The sequence below is a fragment of the Streptomyces sp. CBMA123 genome, assembly GCF_014596465.1.
GTDB lineage: Bacteria > Actinomycetota > Actinomycetes > Streptomycetales > Streptomycetaceae > Kitasatospora.
This window is the reverse complement of record NZ_MECK01000001.1, coordinates 47,252-69,729: the sequence shown is the minus strand read 5'-3', so window position 1 is coordinate 69,729 and position 22,478 is coordinate 47,252. Positions and strand designations below refer to the sequence as shown.

The 22,478-nt window shown below is 72.0% G+C and carries 17 protein-coding genes and 2 pseudogenes; 13 read left to right on the top strand and 6 right to left on the bottom strand.

Translation table 11 applies throughout. The features are described from left to right. The first annotated feature begins 207 nt into the window (after window positions 1-207). The 6 genes from BG452_RS00270 (at window position 208) to pflA (ending at window position 10,492) form a co-directional block, all read left to right on the top strand. Window positions 208-2,589 carry a phosphoketolase gene (locus tag BG452_RS00270; RefSeq protein WP_188302037.1) on the top strand — a complete coding sequence of 794 codons (2,382 nt, stop codon included), beginning with the start codon at window positions 208-210 and terminating at the stop codon, window positions 2,587-2,589. A gap of 39 nt (window positions 2,590-2,628) precedes the next feature. After that, on the top strand, window positions 2,629-3,426 hold the full coding sequence (locus BG452_RS00265; protein ID WP_188302036.1) for a universal stress protein: 798 nt from the start codon (window positions 2,629-2,631) through the stop codon (window positions 3,424-3,426). A 131-nt stretch (window positions 3,427-3,557) separates the two neighbouring features. Further along, window positions 3,558-4,418, top strand: coding sequence for a universal stress protein (locus BG452_RS00260; RefSeq protein WP_188302035.1), 861 nt, complete (start codon window positions 3,558-3,560; stop codon window positions 4,416-4,418). A 232-nt stretch (window positions 4,419-4,650) separates the two neighbouring features. After that, window positions 4,651-7,326 (top strand): bifunctional acetaldehyde-CoA/alcohol dehydrogenase, encoded by a 2,676-nt coding sequence (gene adhE, locus BG452_RS00255; protein ID WP_188302034.1) that lies wholly within the window; start codon window positions 4,651-4,653, stop codon window positions 7,324-7,326. Between the two features lie 14 nt (window positions 7,327-7,340). Then, window positions 7,341-9,605: a formate C-acetyltransferase gene (gene pflB, locus BG452_RS00250; protein ID WP_188302033.1), complete on the top strand. Its 2,265-nt coding sequence runs from the start codon at window positions 7,341-7,343 to the stop codon at window positions 9,603-9,605. A 74-nt stretch (window positions 9,606-9,679) separates the two neighbouring features. Continuing rightward, on the top strand, window positions 9,680-10,492 hold the full coding sequence (gene pflA / locus BG452_RS00245; protein WP_188302032.1) for a pyruvate formate-lyase-activating protein: 813 nt from the start codon (window positions 9,680-9,682) through the stop codon (window positions 10,490-10,492). Between the two features lie 303 nt (window positions 10,493-10,795). Here the strand turns inward: pflA and BG452_RS00240 are convergent, their stop codons facing one another. Together BG452_RS00240 and BG452_RS00235 are read right to left on the bottom strand one after the other, a co-directional pair. Beyond that, window positions 10,796-11,422, bottom strand: coding sequence for a hypothetical protein (locus tag BG452_RS00240; protein ID WP_188302031.1), 627 nt, complete (start codon window positions 11,420-11,422; stop codon window positions 10,796-10,798). 162 nt (window positions 11,423-11,584) lie between these two features. Then, window positions 11,585-13,153, bottom strand: coding sequence for an oleate hydratase (locus BG452_RS00235; protein ID WP_188302030.1), 1,569 nt, complete (start codon window positions 13,151-13,153; stop codon window positions 11,585-11,587). A 315-nt stretch (window positions 13,154-13,468) separates the two neighbouring features. On the opposite strand from BG452_RS00235, the gene BG452_RS00230 reads away from it, so the two are divergent. The 7 genes and pseudogenes from BG452_RS00230 (at window position 13,469) to BG452_RS00210 (ending at window position 16,722) form a co-directional block, all read left to right on the top strand. After that, window positions 13,469-13,675 carry a universal stress protein gene (locus BG452_RS00230; RefSeq protein ID WP_188302029.1) on the top strand — a complete coding sequence of 69 codons (207 nt, stop codon included), beginning with the start codon at window positions 13,469-13,471 and terminating at the stop codon, window positions 13,673-13,675. Window positions 13,676-13,749: 74 nt separating this feature from the next. Continuing rightward, a pseudogene (locus BG452_RS47990) lies at window positions 13,750-14,178 on the top strand (universal stress protein); the annotation flags it as partial. A 13-nt stretch (window positions 14,179-14,191) separates the two neighbouring features. Next, window positions 14,192-14,371: a universal stress protein gene (locus BG452_RS46860; RefSeq protein ID WP_411292864.1), complete on the top strand. Its 180-nt coding sequence runs from the start codon at window positions 14,192-14,194 to the stop codon at window positions 14,369-14,371. 108 nt (window positions 14,372-14,479) lie between these two features. Further along, window positions 14,480-14,725, top strand: a pseudogene (locus BG452_RS47525) (universal stress protein); the annotation flags it as partial. Next, complete coding sequence (locus BG452_RS00220) at window positions 14,671-15,039, top strand: universal stress protein (RefSeq protein ID WP_317620853.1); 369 nt, start codon at window positions 14,671-14,673, stop codon at window positions 15,037-15,039. The pseudogene BG452_RS47525 and the gene BG452_RS00220, both read left to right, overlap by 55 nt. A 60-nt stretch (window positions 15,040-15,099) precedes the next feature. Beyond that, window positions 15,100-15,774 carry a CBS domain-containing protein gene (locus BG452_RS00215; protein ID WP_188302028.1) on the top strand — a complete coding sequence of 225 codons (675 nt, stop codon included), beginning with the start codon at window positions 15,100-15,102 and terminating at the stop codon, window positions 15,772-15,774. Between the two features lie 144 nt (window positions 15,775-15,918). Next, window positions 15,919-16,722 carry an aryl-sulfate sulfotransferase gene (locus BG452_RS00210; RefSeq protein ID WP_317620835.1) on the top strand — a complete coding sequence of 268 codons (804 nt, stop codon included), beginning with the start codon at window positions 15,919-15,921 and terminating at the stop codon, window positions 16,720-16,722. A 52-nt stretch (window positions 16,723-16,774) separates the two neighbouring features. Here BG452_RS00210 and BG452_RS00205 read toward each other — a convergent pair whose 3' ends face one another. From BG452_RS00205 to BG452_RS00190, 4 genes are read right to left on the bottom strand one after another with little or no spacing between them, the layout of a single operon-like run. Then, complete coding sequence (locus BG452_RS00205) at window positions 16,775-19,093, bottom strand: arylsulfatase (protein WP_188302027.1); 2,319 nt, start codon at window positions 19,091-19,093, stop codon at window positions 16,775-16,777. Further along, window positions 19,090-20,670, bottom strand: a complete 1,581-nt coding sequence (locus BG452_RS00200) for an ABC transporter ATP-binding protein (RefSeq protein WP_188302026.1) — start codon at window positions 20,668-20,670, stop codon at window positions 19,090-19,092. The genes BG452_RS00205 and BG452_RS00200 overlap by 4 nt, the downstream gene beginning before the upstream one ends. After that, on the bottom strand, window positions 20,667-21,530 hold the full coding sequence (locus BG452_RS00195; protein ID WP_188302025.1) for an ABC transporter permease: 864 nt from the start codon (window positions 21,528-21,530) through the stop codon (window positions 20,667-20,669). The genes BG452_RS00200 and BG452_RS00195 overlap by 4 nt, the downstream gene beginning before the upstream one ends. Next, window positions 21,527-22,477, bottom strand: coding sequence for an ABC transporter permease (locus BG452_RS00190; protein ID WP_188302024.1), 951 nt, complete (start codon window positions 22,475-22,477; stop codon window positions 21,527-21,529). The genes BG452_RS00195 and BG452_RS00190 overlap by 4 nt, the downstream gene beginning before the upstream one ends. Window position 22,478 lies beyond the last annotated feature (1 nt).

Below are 22,478 nucleotides of genomic sequence, written 5' to 3'. Positions count from 1 at the left end.
TCCCCACTTCGGGGCCGTACGTCCCGGGGCGGAGCGCGGTGCGGGGCCGTCCGGATGAAGTCGTGGACAACAGGGACCACCGGCCCCCGGTATCCCGTGGAACGAGGCCTTTTCGGCCCTGCGCGGACCTCGGCCGAGGGGGAAGGATGAAGGTCGGCCGACCGTCGGCGGTCGGTGAATCCGACAGACTCCGAGGAGTGCGCAGCCATGCCCATCACCCCCAGTTCGGCTCCCGCTGGACCGTCCGACGAGGAGGTCCGGGCGCTCGATGCCCACTGGCGGGCCGCCAACTACCTTGCGGCCGGCCAGATCTACCTGATGGCGAACCCCTTGCTGCGCGAACCGCTGCGTCCCGAGCACATCAAGCCCCGCCTGCTGGGCCACTGGGGCACCTCGCCCGGCCTCAACCTGGTGCACACCCACCTCAACCGTGTGATCAAGGCCCGGGACCTCGACGCCGTCTGCGTCTGGGGCCCCGGGCACGGCGGGCCCGCCGTCCTCGCGAACTCCTGGCTCGACGGCAGCTACACCGACACCTACCCCGACATCACCCGCGACGAGGCCGGCATGGCCCGGCTGTTCCGCCGGTTCTCCTTCCCCGGCGGCGTGCCCAGTCACGTCGCCCCCGAGACGCCCGGCTCCATCCACGAAGGCGGGGAACTCGGCTACGCGCTCTCACACGCCTACGGTGCCGCCTTCGACAACCCCGGCCTGCTGGTCGCCTGCGTGATCGGCGACGGCGAGGCCGAGACCGGCCCGCTGGCGGCTTCCTGGCACGGCAACAAGTTCCTCGACCCCGTCCACGACGGGGCCGTCCTGCCGATCCTCCACCTCAACGGCTACAAGATCGCCAACCCGACGGTCCTCGCCCGCCTGCCCGAGGCCGAACTCGACGCCCTGCTGCGCGGCTACGGCCACGCCCCGCTGTACGTAGTCGGCGACGACCCGCTCACGGTCCACCGTGCCATGGCCGAGGCCATGGACACCGCCCTGGACCGGATCGCCGCCATCCAGCACGAGGCCCGCGCCGGCGGCAGCACCCGCCGACCGCACTGGCCGCTCATCGTGCTGCGCACGCCCAAGGGCTGGACGGGCCCGGCGGAGGTCGACGGCCTGCCGGTCGAGGGCACCTGGCGCGCCCACCAGGTGCCGCTCGACCAGGTCCGCGACAACCCCGCGCACCTGCGGCAGCTGGAGGACTGGCTGCGCTCCTACCGGCCGGAGGAACTCTTCGACGAACTCGGGCGCCCGGCGGCGCAGGTCCTCGACTGCGTCCCCGAAGGCACCCGCCGCCTCGGCGCCAACCCGCACGCCAACGGCGGCCTGCTGCTGCGCGACCTGCCGATGCCGCCGCTGGAGCGCTACGCCGTACCCGTGGACAAGCCCGGCGCGACGCTGCACGAACCCACCCGGGTGCTCGGCGACCTGCTGGCCCAGCTGATGGCGGACACCGCCGAGCGCCGGGACTTCCGCCTGGTCGGCCCGGACGAGACCGCCTCCAACCGCCTCCAGGCCGTCTACCGGGCGACCGGCAAGGCGTGGCAGGCCGACACCCTGCCCGTCGACGAACACCTCGCCCACGACGGCCGGGTGATGGAGATCCTCTCCGAACACACCTGCCAGGGCTGGCTGGAGGGCTACCTGCTGACCGGCCGGCACGGCCTGTTCTCCTGCTACGAGGCCTTCGTCCACATCGTCGACTCCATGGTCAACCAGCACATCAAGTGGCTGCGCACCACCCGCGCCCTGCCCTGGCGCGCACCGATCGCCTCGCTCAACTACCTTCTCACCTCCCACGTCTGGCGCCAGGACCACAACGGCTTCTCCCACCAGGACCCCGGCTTCGTCGACCACGTCCTCAACAAGAGCCCCGAAGCCGTGCGGGTCTATTTCCCGCCGGACGCCAACACCCTGCTCGCCACCGCCGACCACGTGCTGCGCAGCCGCGACTACGTCAACGTCGTGGTCGCCGGCAAGCAGCCCTGCATCGACTGGCTCACCCTCGACGAGGCGCGGGCCCACTGCGCCCGTGGCGCCGGGATCTGGGAATGGGCCGGCACCGAGGACGGCACCGAGCCGGACGTCGTCCTCGCCTGCGCCGGTGACGTGCCCACCCAGGAGGTCCTCGCGGCTGCCGACCTGCTCCGCCGACACCTGCCCGACCTCCACGTCCGGGTGGTCAACGTGGTCGACCTGGCCCGGCTGATGCCCGCGGAGGAACACCCGCACGGGATGCCCGACGCCGAGTTCGACGCCCTGTTCACCCACGACCGGCCGGTGATCTTCGCCTACCACGGCTACCCGTGGCTGATCCACCGCCTCGCCTACCGCCGGGCCGTCCACCCGCAGCTGCACGTGCGCGGCTACAAGGAGTCCGGCACCACCACCACGCCCTTCGACATGGTGGTCCGCAACGACCTCGACCGCTACCGCCTCGTCATGGACGTCATCGACCGCGTCCCCGGCCTGGCCGTGCGCGCCGCCACCCTGCGCCAGGAGATGACAGACCGACGTGCCCGCCACCACGACTGGATCCGCGAGCACGGCACCGACCTGCCCGAGGTCACCGACTGGACCTGGCAGGGCTGACCCAAAACCAGGGGGGCCGAACGGCAGGAGAACAGCACCATGGAGCTACCCGTCACCGTCGGAATCGACGGCTCCGACACCAGCCTGACCGCCGCCGACCGGGCCGCCCGCGAGGCGCTGCTGCGCGGCTGCCCGCTGCGCGTCCTGCACGCCCTGCCCCTGATGCCTCATCTGCTCCCCAGCTGGTCGGCAGGACGGCGGCCCGACCCAGGCGCCCTTCTGCACGAGGTCCGCCACGTCCTGGCGGTGCGCTACCCGCAGCTGGAGACCCGCACCGAGGAGGTCCACGACCTCGCCACCGCAGCGCTGGTGGCCGCGGGGGAGGACGCCGAACTGCTCGTTGTCGCCGCCCGCGGTGCCGGCGGCTTCCCCGGACTGCGCATCGGGTCCACCGCCCTGCACCTGGCCGCCCGAGCAGGCTGCCCGACCGTGGTGCTCCCGGTGGACCCTCCGGGTCCGGAACCGCGCGAGCAGATCGTGCTCGGGCTGGACGCCCGCCGACCCACCGAAGCGGCCCTGGAGTTCGCCTTCGCCGCTGCACGCCGCCACGGACTGCCGCTGCACGTCGTCCACGCCTCGGCCGCCGGGGCACAGGACGACGAGGACGAACTCCTCGCCCGCACCCTCGCGCCGTGGCAGGCCGCCCATCCCGAGGTCGAGGCCGTCGCGGACAGCACAGGCGCGGGAGCGGGCCTGGCGCTGGTGGAGGCGTCGGCCAAGGCCCGACTGCTGGTGCTGGGCAGGCGGCCCGCAGTCCTGGTCGGCGCGCTCGGCCCGGTCGGCCACGCCGTCCTGCACCACACGCTCTGCCCGGTCGCCATCGTCCCGGAGGCGTGAGCGGGACCTTCGGGCCACACCTGGGGGCTGCTCGGCCCCTGGGACCGGCCCGCGGCGACCGCGATCGTGGATCGCGCACCGGGGTCGCCGGCATCCGCGCCGGGACCGTCGAACGAGGGAGGGCCGTCATCATGCCGTACGCCGTAGTGGTCGGAGTCGACGGATCGGGAACGAGTACAGCCGCCGCCGAGTGGGCTGCCCAGGAGGCGCGCCGCAGCGGCCGGCCGCTGCGGCTGCTCCACGCCGGGGGCGCGAGCTCGCCCGCGCCCGGGGAGGCCGACCGCGGCGGCGAGCCGCTGCCGCCGTCGGTGCTCGCCACCCGGGACCACATAGCGAGCGTGCTGCCCGGCCTGGAGCTGACCTGCGAGCACATGCCGGGGAACCCGGCCTACGCGCTCGCCGCCGCCGGGGGCCGCAACGGCCTGCTGGTGCTCGGCTCGCGCGGCCTGGGAGGGTTCGCCGGGCTGCTGGTCGGCTCCGTCTCGCTGCGGGTGGCGGGCCACGCGAACTGCCCCGTCGTGCTGCTCCGCGCCGGGGCCGACGGCCAGGGCGGCGGCTCGGGCGACGTGGTGGTCGGGCTGGACAGCGACCAGGCCTGCCCGGACGTCATCGCCTTCGCCTTCGAACAGGCCGCGGCACGGGGCGCGACGCTGCGCGTGCTGGAGAGCCGGAAGGTGCCCGCGGGGCCGTACTCGACCGAGGCCGTGGTGGACCAGCGGGAGATCAGGGAGGCGTTGGAAGCCGCGGAGCTGATGCGGCTCCAGGACGCCCTGGCCCCCTGGCGGGAGAAGCACCCGGAGGTCCGGGTCCAGGCCGAGCTCACCGCCTGGCCGGCCGGACGGGCGCTGGTGGAGGCCTCCCGGAGCGCCTGCCTGACGGTGGTGGGACGCCGCCGGCCCAGGCTCCACCCGGCCGCGCCCTGGCTGGGCTCCGTCGCCCACGCCGTGCTCCACCACGCGCACAGCCCGGTCGCGATCGTGCCGCACGACTGAGGCCGGCCCCGCGCACGGCCGTGGTGCGGACCGACAGCGGTCCGCACCACGGCCGTCGGCGTGTCCACGGGGGACCACGCGGGCGCGGGCGAACGAGAGGACCTTCGGCCCGCAGGACTACCCCCAATGGCCGGGGCCCGGCCCGCATCGGCCGGGGGAGGCTGTCGGTGGACAGCCCGACCGGACATCTGCGGGCGCCAGCTTCCCCGGAAACCGAAAGGTGGTCCAGCCCATGCCCCGCCAGACACAGACCGAGGCGAAAGCCCCCTCCGTCCCGGTCCAGGCCCAGGTCACAGTGCCGACCGCGGACATCGCTGTCGACCGTCTGGTGCGCAACGCGCTCGACGCGCTGGCCGCGTATGCGCCGTTCACCCAGGAGCAGGTCGATCACATCGTCAAGAAGGCCTCGCTGGCCGCGCTGGAGCGGCACACCGGCCTCGCGGTGCTGGCGGTGGAGGAGACCGGGCGCGGGGTGTTCGAGGACAAGGCGGTGAAGAACGTCTTCGCCTGCGAGAACGTCACCCATGTGATGGCCCGGACGAAAACGGTCGGGGTGGTGCACCGGGACGAGATCGACGGCATCGTGGAGATCGCCGAGCCGGTCGGCGTGGTCGCGGGTATCACCCCGGTCACCAACCCGACCTCGACGACGATCTTCAAGTGCCTGCTCGCGCTCAAGACCCGCAACCCGATCGTCTTCGGCTTCCACCCCTCGGCCCAGCGTTGCTCCGCCGAGGCGGCCCGGATCGTGCGGGACGCGGCGGTGGCGGCCGGCGCGCCGGAGCACTGCATCCAGTGGATCGAGGAGCCGTCGATGGCGGCCACCGGCGCGCTGATGAAGCACCCGGACGTCGCGACGATCCTGGCCACCGGCGGCAACGCGATGGTGCGGGCCGCGTACTCGTGCGGCAAGCCGGCTCTGGGCGTTGGCGCGGGCAACGTGCCGGCGTACGTGGAGCGGAGCGCGGACCTGAAGCGGGCGGTCAACGACATCGTCCTGTCCAAGTCCTTCGACAACGGCATGATCTGCGCCTCCGAACAGGCCGTCGTCCTGGACGCGGAGATCCGCGACGCCGCGCTCGCCGAGTTCCGGAAGCTGAAGGCGCACCACGCGAGCGTCGAGGAGAAGGCGCTGCTGGAGCGGTACCTGTTCGGTACCGGCGACGGTACCGGCGACGGTACCGGCTGCGCCGGCGGCCGGCTGAACTCGGCGGTGGTGGGCCGTTCGGCCGCGCAGGTGGCCGAGGAGGCGGGCTTCGAGGTGCCGGCCGACACCTCGGTGATCCTCGCCGACTGCGACCGGGTCGGGCCGGCCGAACCGCTGACCCGGGAGAAGCTCTGCCCGGTGCTCGCCGTCCTCACCGCCCGCTCGCGCCGCGAGGGTGTCGAACTGGCCGCTGCGATGGTGGAGTTCGACGGCCTCGGGCACTCGGCCGCGGTGCACACCGAGGACGCGGCGTTCGCCGAGGAGTTCGGGCACGCGGTCAAGGCCTGCCGGATCATCTGGAACGCGCCCAGCTCGCAGGGCGGCATCGGCGACGTCTACAACGCCTTCACCCCCTCGCTGACCCTCGGCTGCGGCAGCTACGGGCACAACTCGGTGTCCGGGAACGTCTCGGCGCTGAACCTCGTCAACATCAAGCGGATCGGGCGGCGCAACACCAACATGCAGTGGTTCAAGGTCCCGCCGAAGATCTACTTCGAGCGCAACTCGGTCAAGTACCTGGCGAGCATGCCGAACGCCCACCGGATCGTCGTTGTCACCGACCGGACCATGGTGGAGATCGGCCACCTGGAGCGGATCCGCGGCGTGCTCGACCGCCGCCGCGACCCGGTCGAGGTGCGGGTGGTGGACGACGTCGAGCCCAATCCGAGCATCGACACCGTACGCAAGGGCGCCGCCCTGATGCGGGAGTTCGAACCGGACACCATCATCGCGCTCGGCGGCGGCTCACCGATGGACGCCGCCAAGGTGATGTGGCTGATGTACGAGCACCCGGAGGTCGAGTTCGCGGACCTGAAGGAGAAGTTCTTCGACATCCGCAAGCGCGCCTTCACCTTTCCCGACCTCGGCGAGAAGGCCAAGCTGGTGTGCATCCCGACCACCTCCGGCACCGGCAGCGAGGTCACCCCCTTCGCGGTGATCACCGACACCGCCACCGGCCAGAAGTACCCGCTCGCCGACTACGCGCTCACCCCGAGCGTGGCCATCGTCGACCCGGCGCTCACCACCGGCCTGCCGAAGCACGTCACCGCGGACACCGGCTTCGACGCCCTCACCCACTGCATCGAGACCTACGTGTCCGTCTACGCCAACGACTTCACCGACGGCCTGGCGCTCCAGGGTATCCGGCTCATCTTCGAGAACCTGGAACGGGCCGTGCTGAACGGCCCGGACGACCCGGTGGCACGGGAGAAGATGCACAACGCCGGGACGATCGCCGGAATGGCCTTCGGCTCCGCCTTCCTGGGCGCGGTCCACGCCATGGCTCACACCCTCGGCGCCACCTTCCACATCGCCCACGGCCGCACCAACGCCCTGCTGCTGCCGCACGTGATCCGCTGGAACGGCTCCGCCCCGGCGAAGGTCACCGGCTGGCCCAAGTACCAGAGCTACACCGCCCCGGAGCGCTATCAGGCCATCGCCCGGATGCTCGGCCTGCCGGCCGCGACCCCGGAGCAGGGCGTCGAGTCCCTCGCGGCGGCGGTCGAGGAACTGCGCGACAAGGTCGGCATCCCGCGCTCCTTCAAGGCGGCGGGCGTGGACGAGGCGGCCTTCCTCGCCGCCCTGCCCCAGCAGGCGATGAACGCCTACGAGGACCAGTGCGCCCCCGCCAACCCCCGGATGCCGATGGTCGCCGACATGCAGCAGCTGATGCGCCAGGCCTACTACGGCGACGAGGCCTGAGAGAGGACACCGACATGGCCACCTCGCAGCAGGAAAACACCACGAGCGCCTGGGCCGGCTTCAAGGGCGGACTCTGGCGGGACGCGATCGACGTCCGTGACTTCATCCAGCACAACTACACCCCGTACGAGGGCGACAGTTCCTTCCTGGTCGGTCCCACCGAGCGGACGTCGGCCGTGTGGAAGCGGATCACCGCCCGCTTCCCCGAGGAGCGCGCCAAGGGGGTCCTCGACATCGCGTACGACGTCCCGTCGAGCATCACCGCGCATGCGCCTGGATACATCGACCGGGAACGGGAGTTGATCGTCGGCCTGCAGACCGACGCCCCGCTCAAGCGCGCGATCATGCCGAGCGGCGGCTGGCGGATGGTCGCTGGCGCGCTGCGCACCTACGGCTACCCGGTCGACCCGCAGCTGGAGAAGGTCTTCACCGAGTACCGCAAGACCCACAACGACGGCGTCTTCGACGCCTACACCCCCGAGATCCTCGCCGCCCGCAAGGCCGGCGTCATCACCGGCCTGCCGGACGCCTACGGGCGCGGGCGGATCATCGGCGACTACCGCCGCGTCGCCCTGTACGGCGTGGACCGTCTGATCGAGGCCAAGCTCGCCGAGAAGGCCGAACTGGACGCGGCGCCCACCGACCCCGCCCGGCTGGAGGAGACGATCCGCGAACGCGAGGAACTCGCCGAGCAGATCCGGGCGCTGGGCGAACTCAAGCAGATGGCCGACGGCTACGGGTACGACATCTCGGGCCCGGCCGCGACCGCCCGCGAGGCGATCCAGTGGCTCTACTTCGCCTACCTGGCGGCGGTCAAGGAGCAGAACGGCGCGGCGATGTCGCTCGGCCGCACCTCGACCTTCCTCGACGTCTATCTCCAGCGCGACCTGGCCGAAGGTGTACTGACGGAGCGCCAGGCCCAGGAGCTGGTGGACGACTTCGTCATCAAGCTCCGAATCGTCCGCTTCCTGCGCACCCCCGAGTACGACGAGCTGTTCTCCGGGGACCCGACCTGGGTCACCGAGTCGATCGGCGGCATGGGCGCCGACGGGCGGACGCTGGCCACCCGGACGTCCTTCCGCTACCTGCAGACCCTCTACAACCTGGGCCCGGCGCCCGAGCCCAACATGACGGTCTTCTGGTCTCCGCAACTCCCAAGGGGATTCAAGGAGTTCTGCGCCCGAGTGTCGATCGACACCTCCTCGGTGCAGTACGAGTCCGACGAGCTGATGCGCCCGCGCTTCGGCGACGACACCGCGATCGCCTGCTGCGTCTCCGCCATGGAGGTCGGCAAGCAGATGCAGTTCTTCGGCGCCCGGGTCAACCTCGCCAAGACCCTCCTCTACGCGATCAACGGCGGCCGGGACGAGCTGACCGGCGCCCAGGTCGGCCCGGCCACCGATCCGGTCGACGGAACCGTGCTCGACTACGACGAGGTGCTGGCCCGCCTCGACGAGCAGTTGGAGTGGCTGGCCGGGACGTACGTCCACGCCCTGAACGTCATCCACTACATGCACGACAGGTACGCCTACGAGCGGATCGAGATGGCCCTGCACGACCGGGACGTCCGGCGCACCATGGCCTGCGGCATCGCCGGGCTCGCGGTGGCCGCCGACTCGCTGTCGGCCATCAAGTACGCGAAGGTCCGGCCCGTGCGGGACGAGACCGGGCTGGTCACCGACTACCTCGTCGACGGGGAGTATCCGGCGTACGGCAACAACGACGACCGGGCGGACGACATCGCGGTCCGGCTGGTCGAGGACTTCATGGCGAAGGTGCGCAAGCACCCCACCTATCGGGGCGCCGAGCACACCCAGTCCGTCCTGACCATCACCTCCAACGTCGTCTACGGCAAGAAGACCGGCAACACCCCGGACGGACGGCGGACTGGCGAGCCGTTCTCCCCCGGCGCCAACCCGATGAACGGGCGCGACGTCCACGGCTACGTGGCCAGCGCGCTCTCCGTCGCGAAGCTGCCGTACCAGCAGGCCGAGGACGGCATCTCGCTCACCAACACCGTCACCCCGGACGCGCTCGGGCGCACCGAGGCCGAGCGGATCACCAACCTGGTGGGCGTCCTGGACGGCTACGTCACCTGCCACGGCTTCCACATGAACGTCAACGTCCTCGACCGGGACACCCTGTTGGACGCCATGGACCACCCGGAGAAGTACCCGCAGCTGACCATCCGGGTCAGCGGCTACGCGGTCAACTTCGTCCGCCTCACGCGGGAGCAGCAGTTCGACGTGATCGGCCGCACCTTCCACGACGCCCTGTAGGCCTCACCCCCGCTCGCGGTGCCGGCGCATCCCCGACCAAGGGCGCCGGCACCGCGCTTTACCGGGAGATTCCCATGCCCGACCCCGTTCTGCCCGTCCATCTGTCGAATCGATCCGCGTCGGCCGCGACACCGGCCGCCGTCGCCAGCAGGCGCCCGGCCGGCGGAATGTTCCACTCCTGGGACCTGTCCACCGGTGTCGACGGCCCCGGCACCCGCTTCGTCGCCTTCCTGGCCGGGTGCCCGCTGCGCTGCCTGTACTGCCACAACCCCGATACCTGGCACCTGCGTGACGGGCGGCGCATCCGCGCGGACGAGATCGTCAGCGAGGCGGCCAAGTGCGTCGAGTTCATCCGCGCCTCCGGCGGCGGCGCCACCGTCAGCGGTGGCGAGCCGCTGCTTCAGCCGGTTTTCACCGGCGAGTTGCTGCACCGCTTCAAGCACGAACTCGGCCTGCACACCGCGCTGGACACCTCCGGCTTCCTGGGCATCCGCGCCACCGACGCGCTGCTCGCCGACACCGACCTCGTCCTGCTCGACGTCAAGTCCTGGGACCGCGCCCTCTACCGGCACCTGACCGGGCGGGAGCTGGCCCCCACCCTGGACTTCGCCCGCCGTCTGGCGGATCTCGGCAAGGAGGCCTGGGTCCGCTTCGTCCTCGTCCCCGGCCTGACCGACCCCATCGAGAACGTCGAGGGGGTCGCCGCCTTCGCCGCGTCGCTGGGCAACGTCACCAGGGTCGACGTCCTCCCGTTCCACAAGCTCGGCATGGCGAAGTGGCGTGCGCTGGGCCTGGACTGCACGCTGGCGGACACCCCGGCGCCCACCAGCGACCAGACGGCGCAGGCGCGTGCCGTGTTCGAGGCCCACGGCCTGCACACCGTCTGACGTACCTGACCGGACGCCGACGCATCGCACGAGAGCGAGGCTCCCCGACGGGAAGCCTCGCTCTCGTGTGCCCGGGAGCCGAAGTGCCGCGGCGGGTGGGCGCCGCGGCCTGACACGGTGCGCCGGCCTTGGTCTGGCTGCCCCAGCCGGCAGCGATGTCTGCCGGTGTGGTGTCGGAGATCAGGGGCGCGCTGAACCGGAAACCGCCGGAGCCGACGGCACCTTCCCCGTGGAGGGGTTGGTGCCGCCGGGCTCCGGCCGCGGGGCCTCAGTGTGCGGTGCTTCCGGGACGGCGGTGGGGTCTCAGCGGAGCCAGGCGTGCTCGCGGACGACCGGGAGGGCAGCCCAGCGGCGCCCCAGCCCCCAGACATCGCCCGCGCCGACGGCGGCCAGCGCGATGAGCAGCAGCGCGTAGACGACGTGGTAGTCGACGACGGGGTTGCTGGAACCGCTGGCGGCGCCGTTGGCCAGCTGCCGGGCGGGCGGCCACTCGGCGGCCCACATCAGGGCCAGGAGCAGGGTGCCGCCACCGGCGGCGACGCGCATCCCGACGCCGCCGACGAAGGCGAGGCCGATGCCGAGCAGGCCGAGCATGAACAGCCAGTCGGCCCAGGCCTGCCCGGCCCAGGCGTGGAAGGTGGACTGGAGCGGACCGGCCGAGACGTGGCTGAGGAAGCCCTTCGTCGGGGAGCCGCCGTTGAGCCAAGAGCCGGCCTCTCCGGTGGCGTAGCCGAGGCCGAATGTCTTGTCGAGGAAGGCCCAGAGGAAGACGAAGCCGACGGTGATCCTGGCGCCCGCGATCGCGAGCCCTGCCCCGGTGGTCAGGGCGACGGCGCCCGATGTCTCCCGGGAGCGCCGGGTCGCGACCGGGCGCCGGCCCGTGGTCAGACGGTGGGTGAACCGGGGGAGGTGCGGGTGATGGACGGCCATGGCGAGCTCTCCTTGTCGATTTCACGATGGATCGGTCGTTCTGTGGCGCCGGGACAGGACCGTCCGCCGGGCCTTGAGGCGCCGAGCTCCCAGGCACCGGGGCCGGGTGGAGCGGGGAGGCGGACGGCGCCGCGCCCGCCTCCCCGGGGTGCGCCGGTCGGGCTACTTGCGGTGCATGGTGTGCAGGGCCTGGGCCAGGACGTGCGGGTCGTGGTGGCCCTTGTGGACAGCCGGGGGCTGCCGGTCGAGGTCGAGCAGTTGCGCGACGGCGGCCCAGGCGGTGCGTACGGAGTACTCGACGGTGAAGACGACGTCGTCGGGGACCTCGGCGTACTGGCCGATGAAGGCGAGGTTGGTGGAGCCCTTCGGGACCACCTGCGGCCGGTCGCCGTGGCTTCGTGCCAGGAACTGGCTGGTGATGTAGGGCATCAGGCAGGGGATGGCGGTCGAGGTCTCGGCGATCTTCTCGGCGGTGTCGGGGTCCACGGCCAGGTGCTGGAGGACTTCCTGGAGGATCTCCGCGCCGCTGCACTCCCTCATCGGCTTCTTGACGAAGGTGCCGGGCTTGTCGGGGAAGAGGCCGTAGCCCCACCACACGGATACCTCCTCGGGCTGCTGCTGGTAGACCGGCTGGCGGTTGACGACGACGGTGAGCAGCCACGGGGAGTCGGTGAGGGTGAGCAGTCCGCCGTGGCCGGTCGGGCGGCCGGTGAACTTCTCCATCCAGTCGAGGAAGGCGGGGTCCTTGGCCGTGACGGTGAAGGACTCCCAGGTGGATTCGTCCGGGTGGTGGTCGAAGACGGCGGGGTTGCCGAAGTCCTCGCGGCCGCGCGCTATCCGGTGCCACAGCAGGAAGGAGTCGGGGCTGAGGGAGGTGTTCGGGCTCGCCGGCGGGGCGGTGTGGGAGCCGAGGACGGAGTCGGCGGTCATCGAGCCGTTGGTGACGAACACGAGGTCGTCCTCGGCAACCGGGATGTCGGCGTGCGCGCCGGTGAAGTGGATGCGCTCGACGCTCGTTCCCGGCCCGCGCCGGAAGGCCAGGTCCGCGACTCGGCGGCCGGTGTGGAGGTGGACTCCCTGCTCCAGGAGCCAGGCGGTGAGCGGGCGGACGATCGAGTCGTACTGGTTGTAGCGGGTCCGGTAGATCCCGGACATCGTCTGGAACTCCGGGAAGAGGTGGATGAAGCGCTTGAGGTAGCGCTGGAACTCGATGGCGCTGTGCCAGGGTTCGAACGCGAAGGTGGTGCACCACATGTACCAGAAGTCGGTGGTGAAGAAGCCCTCGTCGAAGCAGTCCGTGATGCGCTTGCCGTCCAGCAGCCGCTCGGGCGTGGCCAGGCACTTGACCAGTTCGAGCCGGTGGCGTTCGGAGAAGCCCATGGCGTGTCCGTCGCAGATCTCGCCACCCGCCCGCACCAGGCGGGTGGTGTCGTCCCAGGGGGACTCCTCGTGTGAGTCGAGGATGTCCTGGGTGGCCGACTTCGACGGGTCGTCCAGCGACGGGATGCCGGACAGCAGGTCGTACGTGCAGCGGAACTGTGCCTCGAACATCCGGCCGCCGCGCATCGTGTACCCCGTCTCGGGCGTACCGCCCGCGTCCAGGCTGCCGCCGACCACCTCCTGGTCCTCGTAGAGGTGGATGTCGTCGCCGGTGAAACCCGCGTCCCGGATGAGGAACGTTGCTGCGGACAGGGCGGCGATGCCGCCTCCGACCAGGTGGGCCTTGGGCATCGGAGATCTCCTCAACTGTCGTGCACTGAACCGCCATCGGCTGGATGAGCAGCGATCCCGGCGGTCGACGCCGGGCGATCGAGTCCATCGATCGGGGGTGCGGACGACAGCTTGCTCCCGAGTCGGCCGACGGGTCGTTGGGCCATTGGTCACCGATGGCGGAACGACGGTCCCGGTGGCATCCCGGGTTCGCGGGACCGGCGGACCGGGACCTTCGGGCCCTGCCGCAGGGCAATGTGGACCCTGCCGAACAGCGGTGCGGGAAGGAAGGGTTGACCGGGCGCACACCTACCGCAGGACCCGAGGAGGAGACCCATGAACAGTCCCGGACCAACCCCCGCCGTGCCCGCGCCCGTGTCCCTGCTCGGGCCCCTGGTCGTCGGCGTCGGCCGCTCCGCGGCCAGCCGCGGAGCCGTGACCTGGGCGGCGGACGAGGCCGCCCGCACGGGCAGGGCGCTGCGGCTGGTCCACGTCCTGGAGCGGCCGCAGAGCGATCCGGATGAGGACCCCCGCGACTGCTGAACGATCACCTCCGAGTCGGGGGCGACATCGTCCTGGCACAGGCACTCAAGCTCGTTGAGGAGAGGCACCCCAGTGTGGAGACCGAGACCCGCGCGGTCGACGGGCCACGGGCGCGAGGCCTGCTGGAGCAGGCCGCGGACGCCTCGCTCCTGGTCGTCGGAGGCAAGCGCAGGCCGGTTGCCGAGCAGGTGCTCACGCTCCCGCCGATCGGCGTCGCTCAGCTCCCACGCCCCCTGCCCGGTGGCGGTCGTCCGCGAGACGGCGGATACCGCCGTGAATGCACCAGGCCGCTGGCCGTCGTCGGAGCGGACGGATCGCAGGACTCCCTGGCGGCTCTGGAACTCGCCTTCGCGCAGGCCGCGGCACGCGGTGCCGTGCTGCGCGTAGTCCGAGTCTGCCGGGCCCGCCAGGAACGGACCTCCGCAGCGCGCGCTGAGTCTGCAGGCCGCGCTGAGGTCGAACTGCTGCGCGCAACCGCCGAGTTGCGCAAGCGCGACCGTCGAAGTCGAGCACGAGGTGGTGTTCGGGCGCCCCGTGGGAGCACTGCTGGGCGAGGCGACTCGGGCCCTGTGCCTCGTTGTCGGTTCGCGGGGCCTCGGCAGTTTCCGGGGTCTGCTCCTGGGGTCGGTGAGTCATGCCCTCGTCGAGCACGCGGAGTGCCCGTTGATCGTCGTCCCCCTGCGCAAGGGGCGCTGAGGGGCATGGGGCGGATCCCAGCCTCGACCGCTCACGCGGTCCGGGCGGGACCGGCAGGCCCAAGACCGCACCGTACGGCATCGCCTTCGGCAGGGAACTCACATTCCTGTGCTGGGCAAGGGCCGGGCTGAAGGTCCCGGCCTTCGGGACCCGTTCGGTCCTTCGCAAGTCCGCCGGCAGTGCCGATGGTTGAGACCAACGAGAACACGAAGGAGAAGGCACGTGAGCGAGCAGACCGGACCGGAGCAGCGGATCGTGGTCGGTGTCGACGGATCGCCGGCATCGGTCGACGCACTCCGGTGGGCCGTCGGCCAGGCCCGCATGCAGGGCGCCGTGGTGGAGGCCCTGATCGCGTGGCAGCACCCGGTGGCCACCGGGTGGACAGTGCCGATCGAGGCCTACGAGGATCTCCCGGGCATCGCGCGGAAGATCCTCGACGACAGCGTCACGGTGGCGACCGGTTCCGACGCCCGGTCGAGATCAGGACCCGGGTGCAGGAGGGCGGCGCCGCGGCGTGCCTGCTGGACGCGGCCCGCGGCGCCGAACTCCTGGTCGTCGGCAGCAGGGGCCACGGAGGATTCACCGGAGCCCTGCTCGGCTCGGTAGGCCAGCACTGCGTCCAGCACGCGCCCTGCCCCGTCGTCGTGGTCCGCCACCGGAACGACTGACCCGCACACCCAGCACCCGACGCGCGGCCGCGCCGCCGATCGGAAAGGAGCGAACCGACCATGCGACACCGGATCGTGGGAGAACTGATGACCCCGGCGGTCGTGCACGTACGGCCCGACACCGGATTCAAGGAGATCGTCCGGCTGCTCGCCGAGCACGACATCACCGCCGTGCCCGTCCTGGACCAGGAGGACCGGCCGCTCGGTCTGGTCTCCGAAGCCGACCTGCTGCTCAACGAGGCCGCCCAGGAGGACCCCGCCGGACTGCTGCTCACCCCGGACCTGCCGCCCCGCGAGCGCGCCCGCAGCCGGGCGACCACCGCCGTGGGCCTCATGACCACCCCGGCCGTGTGCGCGCGCCCGGAGTGGACGGTGGTCGAAGCGGCCCGCCTGATGCAGAGCGAGCGCGTCAAGCGCCTGCCCGTCGTCGACGAGGCCGGCCGCCTGGTGGGCATCGTCAGCCGCAGCGACCTGCTCCGCGTGTTCCTGCGCCACGATGCGGCGATCCGCGAGGAGATCCGGGCCGAGGTCCTGCGCCGCGTCCTGGGCATCGACCCGGACACCGTGGACGTCCGGGTGCAGGACGGCCGCGTGACCCTCACCGGCGCGCTCGGCCACGGCGGCCAGGCGGCGGTGGTCGAGCGCCTGTGCCGCAGCGTGGACGGCGTCGTCGACGTCGCCAGCCACCTCGACCACCGCGCGAAGGCCACCACTGCCCTGAACCGGGCCGGCTGACTCTCCGCCGCAACCACCCGCGGGATCCGGCACCGGCCGCCGTCGAGGACTTCGACGGCGGCCGACCGGTACCGTTCGCACCCGCCGATAAGTTCCAACTCACTTGCATGCCGCATCCTCCAGGAGATCGCGCCGGACGGCACGGTGCTGCGCGAGGTCCGGAACCCGTTCCACCACCACGACGCGTCCGTGCTGCGCAACGGAAACCTGCTGGTCCTCGGCGTCGAGCCGCTCGACCCGGCCGACGCCGCCCGCATCTCGGGCGGCATCCCCGGCTCGGAGGCGCCCGGCGGAGTCACCTACGGCGACGTGGTGTACGAGCTCACGTGGGAGGGCGAAGTGGTCTGGCGCTGGGCCGCGATCGAGCACCTCGACCCCGAACTGGCCCCGCTCAACCCGCACTTCGCCCGCGAGCACTGGCCGATGGCCAAAACCGTCAACGAACTCGCCGACGGCGGCGTGGTGGTGGGCTTCCGCAGCGCCTCCACGACGGTCGCCGTCGACCGGGCCGACGGGAGTGTCCGCTGGCGGCTCGGCCCGGACGTGCTCGCCCAGCAGCACCACCCGCACGAGCTGGCGGGCGGCACCATCCTGGTCTTCGACAACGGCACCTACCGCGACACCACCTCGGTGCCCTACTCCCGGGTCGTCGAGATCGACCCGGCGAGCGGCCGGCTGGTCTGGACGTACGAGGACAACCCGCCGCAGAACTTCTACAGCCCCTACATGTCCAGCGCCCAGCGGCTTCCCAACGGCAACACCTTCATCGCCGAGGGCTCCTTCGGCCGACTCTTCGAGGTCACCCCGGACGGGGACGTGGTCTGGGAGTACGTCGTGCCCGAGTTCGGCGCCTTCGGCCAGGGGGTGGGCCTGGAGTCCTCCCGTGGAGCGCAGAACGCCGTCTTCCGCGCCTACCGCTACTCCGCCGAGCAGATCCCCTGGCTCTGACGGCACACGGATGCGACGGCCCCGGCCCGCCCGCGCGGGCCGGGGCCCTGTGTCACTCGAACGCCGCCGCGGCCGCCTGGAGCGCCCGCGCGACGGTCTCCGGGTCGTACGGGGCGGGCTCGCCGGGCACGTAGGTGACCGAGCGGAGGGCGCCGGTGTACCGGAAGCTGCGGTGGCGTTCGAAGAGCGGCCAGGAGACCGGGGACTTGCGGTCGAGGCCGACGCTGATGCCCTGGAAGGGGGCCATGCCGATGAGTTGGTGCACCGGTCCGAGGCGGCCGGTCTCCTCACCGTCGACCAGCAGCCGGAACTCCCACTTGAGGTCGGCCACGGCCAGGGCCTCGACGGTGACGGTGCGGGCGCCCGGGGCCAGTGGCCGGGCATCCGTCTCGTACAGCTCGCCGTACTCGTTGTACGCGAACCGGAGCCGGCCGTCCTCCACGTACAGGCTGTACCCGCCTCCCTGGTCGCCGTGCGAGACGAGCACGCCCTGGTCGTCGGCGCGGTGGTCGTCGAGCTCGGCCACGATGTCGAAGGAGCGGAAGGAGATCAGCCGCGAGGAGCGGTAGCGCTCCAGCTCCGGGGTACCGGCCAGCAGGGTCACCGGGCGGCGCAGGCGGGCGTCCTCGGGCTCCCGCAGGGCCAGCGCGCCGCTGCCGTCGGCGAGCGGGAAGACGCCGTCGCGCCAGGCGGCGTTCTCCCAGGCCTCGGCCAACTCCTTGACGACCGCGGGGAATTCGGCCGCGAGGTCATCGATCTCGGTGGGGTCGGCGTGCAGGTCGTACAGTGCCCACTCGCCGTCGTCGTAGGGCGTGCCCGGGCGGTGCAGAGTGACCAGCTTCCAGCCGTTGCGGTAGTAGCTGCGGTTGCCGGTCATCTCGCAGTACTGCTCGGTGTGGGTGCTGTCGGCGTGCGGCTCGCGAAGCACGGAGGCGAAGCTGGTGCCGTCCAGCTCCTGGACGGGCTGCCCGGCGCGGATCTCGGGTCTTTCGATGCCCGCGAGTTCGAGCAGGGTGGGCAGGAGGTCGGTGACGTACTGGTACTGCGTGCGCACACCGGTGTCGTTCTCGGCGCGCGGGAGACCGGCGGGCCAGGAGAGGACGAACGGCACCCGTACTCCGCCCGCGTAGGTCTGGCCCTTGTAGAAGCGGAAGGGGGTGTTGGAGGCCATGCCCCAGCCGCGCGGATAGTGGACCAGGCTCTGCGGGCCGCCGATCAGCTCGATCTCCCGCTCGACGTCCGGGTTCCAGTCCGCGGGCAGGTCGGGGTGGTGGACGAAGCGGCTGAAGTAGCTGCGGGTACCCTCCGGTCCGCCCTCGCCGGTGCCACCGTTGTCGGAGGTGAAGAGGATGACAGTGTTGTCGAGTTCGCCGAGGGCGGCCAGGGTGTCGGTGAGGCGGCCGAGGTTCTGGTCGACGTTGTCGACCATCGCCGCGTACACCTCCATGTAGCGGGCGTAGAGCTTCTGCTGCACCTCGGTGAGTCCGTCCCACGGCCCGACGTCGTAGCCCGCCTCGGAGTTGCGGTCCGGCAGCCGGGTGCCCTCGGGGAAGTGCCCGGCGGCGAGCTGGCGGGCGAAACGGGCGGCGCGCAGCTCGTCCCAGCCCCCGTCGTAGCGGCCCTTGTGCCGGGCCAGGTCCTCCGGCCTGGCCTGGAGCGGTCCGTGGACGGCGTTGTGCGCCAGGTAGAGGAAGAACGGCTTGGTGTCGTCGTGTGCGCGCAGCGACTTGACCATGGCGATCGCCTGGTCGGTGATGTCGTCGGTGTAGTAGTAGCCGTCCGGGAACTCGTCGATGTCCAGCGGACTGTTGTCGCGGACCAGTTGGTGCGGGTGGAAGAGACTCGTCAGGCCCTCCAGCACGCCGTAGTACTGGTCGAAGCCCTTCTGCAGTGGCCAGTTGGAGCGGTCGTTGGCCGCGTTGGAGGCCGAGTCGCGGGTCAGGTGCCACTTGCCGACGGCGTACGTGGCGTAGCCGGCGTCGTGCAGCAGCTCGGCGAGGGTGGGGATGTCGCCCGCGACCTCCATGCCGTAGCCGGGGAAGCCGGGATCGGCGTTGGCGACGAAGGAGTAGCCGACCCGGTGCGGGTTCAGGCCGGTCAGCAGGGCGGCGCGGGCGGGCGAGCAGAGCGGCATGGTGTGGTAGTTGGCCAGCTTCACTCCGGTGGCGGCGAGGCGGTCCAGCGTCGGGGTGGGGATCTCGGAGCCGAACGGTCCGATGTCGCTGTAGCCCATGTCGTCGATCAGGACCACGACGATGTTGGGTGCGCCTTCGCGCGGGCGGGTGCGGCTGGGCCATGCGGGCGTGGACTCGCGGAAGGTGCGGCCCACGCTGCCGGTGAATCCCTCGTACGGGTCGCGACGGGTGCTCATGCTGTGCTCCGGATGGTGAGTCGGGGGACGGCGGCGAGGAGTTCGGCCGTGTAGGGGTGCTGCGGGTCGGTGACCACCTGGTCGGCGGGGCCGGTCTCGACGATCCGGCCCCGGCGCATGACGGCGATGCGGTGGCTGACCTGGCGGACCACGGCGAGGTCGTGGGCGATGAAGAGCACGGCGAGCCCGAGGTCGCGCTGGAGTTCGGCCAGCAGCTCGACGACCTGGGCCTGGATCGAGACGTCCAGCGCCGAGACCGGTTCGTCGCAGATCAGGACGCTGGGCTCGGGGGCGAGCGCCCGGGCGATGCCGATGCGTTGGCGCTGGCCGCCGGAGAAGGCGCGCGGATGGCGGTCGGCCGTGTCGGGGTCCAGGCCGACCCGGCGCAGCAGCTCCGCCACCCGGGCAGCCCGCGAGGCGCGGTCGCCGATGCGGTGGGCGATCAGCGGCTCGGCGATGATCTGCCCCACCGTCATGCGGGGGTTGAGCGAGGAGTACGGGTCCTGGAAGACCATCTGGATCTCCCGCCTGGCGGCTCGTCCGGCGGCCCGCAGGTCCTGCCCGCGGAAGCGGATGTTGCCCCCCGTCGGCGTGTGCACCTGCACCAGCGCCTGGGCGAGGGTGGACTTCCCGGAGCCGGACTCGCCGACCAGCCCGAGCGTCTCGCCGGGGTGCAGGACCAGGTCCACGCCGTCCAGCGCCGCCGTGCGCCGCCGGCGGGTGCCGTAGGTCTTGCGCAGCCCGGAGATGGTGAGCACCGGCTCCTCGCCCGGGGAGCTGTTGGCGGCGGCTGTGGACGGGGCGTCCAGCCGGGGCACCGCTGCCACCAGCTGCCTGGTGTAGGGGTGCCGGGGCTCGGTGAGGATGTCCTCGGTGGGGCCGTGCTCGACGACCCGGCCGTGGCGCATCACCAGGATGCGGCGGCAGGTTTGCGCGATCACCCCCAGGTCGTGGCTGATCACCACCAGGGCGGTGCCGGTGGTCTCGTTGATTCGGGCGAGCAGCCGCAGGATCTGCCGCTGGACGGTCGGGTCGAGCGCGGTGGTCGGCTCGTCGGCGACCAGCACGTCGGGCTCGTTGGCCAGGGCCAGGGCGATCATGATGCGCTGGCGCTGGCCGCCGGAGAACTGGTGCGGATGGTCCCGCAGGCGCTCGGCCGCCTCGGGGATGCCGACCAGGTCGAGCAGCTCCAGTGCCCGCTCCCGCCGTGCTGCCCGGTCGTGGACGGTGTGGGCGCGCAGCGCCTCGTCCAGGTGGCGGCCGATGGTCAGCACCGGGTTGAGGGAGGACATCGGGTCCTGGAAGACCATGGCGATCCGTCGCCCGCGCAGGGCACGCAGCGCGTCCTCCGGGAGGGCGGCGAGGTCCTGCCCGTCCAGCAGGACGGAGCCCGCGGCGATCCGGCCGCCCGAGGGCAGCATCCGCAGCAGGGCGAGCGCGGTGGTGGACTTGCCCGAGCCGGACTCGCCGACCACACCCACCGTATCCCCGGCGGCCAGCTCGAAGCCGACCCTGTCGACGGCCCTGGTCCGCTCGAACTCGACCGTCAGGTCGCGTACTTCGAGAACAGTGCTCATCGGCGCACTCCCCGGTTGAGGGCCTCGGCGATCAGGGTGAATCCGAGCACCAGCGCGGTGACCGCGACCAGCGGGGCGGCCGCGAAGGTCGGGTGGGTGGACAGGTAGGCCATGGACTGGCTGAGGATGCTGCCGAGCGACGGGTCCGGCGGCCGGATGCCCACGCCGAGGAAGCTCATCGCGCCCTCGACGAAGACGGCGATCGACAGGGCGACGGCGCTCTGCACGATCAGCGGATCGGCCGCGTTCGGCAGCACGTGCCGGAGGAGCACCCGGGCCCGGCCGGCCCCGCCGACCCGCGCGGCGAGCGCGTACTCGCGCTCCCGCTGCACCAGGATCCCGGCGCGCAACTGCCTTCCGAACCCCGGGATTTCGGCCAGCGCGATGACGATCACCACCGGCCACCTCCCCGGCCCGAGCACTGCGGTGACGGCGAGCGCCAGGATCAGCCCGGGGAAGGCCAGCACCAGGTCGAAGACCCGCTGCACCGCCACGTCGGCGAACCGGGAGGCCGCCCCGAGCAGCGCCAGCGCGCAGCCCAGCGCCGCGCCGACCGGTACGGCCGTGAGACTGATCACCAGGTCGGTGCCGATCCCGTGCAGGACCCGGCTGAACAGGTCGCGCCCCAGGTCGTCGGTGCCGAACGGGTGCGCCGCGCTCGGCCCGGCCAACGCCAGCGCGCTCTGCGCGTTCGGGTCGGCACTGGTGAGCACGGGTGCCAACAGCCCCGCCAGCACCACGGCGGCGACCAGCGCCAGGCCGGTCAGCCCGCGTCCGGTGAGCAGACCCGCGAGGTACGGGTTCCTGCGCCGGGTCTCGGTGGCGGCGGCCGTCATCGGCGTCTCGGCGGCGGCGGTCATCGGCCCTCCCAGCGGATCCGGGGGTCCAGCCACGCGTACACCAGGTCGGTGAGCAGCTGGACGGCGACGTGGGCGGCGACGAGCAGCAGGAGCAGGTCCTGCACCACCGGGTAGTCCCGGCGCAGCACGCCCTGCTCGGTCAGCTGGCCGAGGCCCGGCCAGGCGAAGATGGCTTCCACCAGCACGGTGCCGCCGAGGAGTTGGCCGATCTGCAGGCCGAGGACGGTGACCGTGGGCGGCAGCGCGCTGGGCAGTGCGTGCCGCCAGACGATCCGCCGGCGGGAGACGCCGAGGGCGGTCGCGGTGCGCACGTAGTCCTCGGCGAGGGCCCGCTCCAGGCCGTCCTTGAGATAGCGCGCCAGGATGGCGGCGCTGGGCAGGGCGAGGCAGACGGCGGGCAGCAGCAGGTACTGCACCGCCAGGTCGGGTTGGTCGAGGAGGGGCTCGTGCCCGCCGGCCGGCAGCCACCCGAGGGTGACCGCGAACACCAGGACCAGCACCACCCCGGTGACGAACGGCGGTACGGCGAGCACCCCGGTGGTCACCGCGCGGACGGCGGCGGCGACCGGACGCCGCCGGGCGCAGGCGCCGAGCACACCGAGCGGCAGGGCCAGCGCGACGACCAGCACCAGGGCGCCGAGGGTGAGTTCGACGGTGGCACCGAGGCCGTTGCCGATCAGGTCGGCGACCTGGCCGCCGATCGCGTAGCTCGGGCCGAGGTTCCCGGTGAGCAGGTCGCCGATCCAGCGCAGGTACTGGCTGGGCAGCGGCTCGTCCAGGCCGAGCCGGGCGCGGACGGCGGCGACGGCCTCGGGCCCGGCGTCCGGGCCGGCCAGGCTGGTGGCGGGGTCGCCGGGAATCAGCCGCAGGACGAGGAAGACGAGGAACGACGCCAGCAGGAGCACCAGCAGCCCCGAGGGCAGTCGTCGCAGGAGGAAGGATCGCATG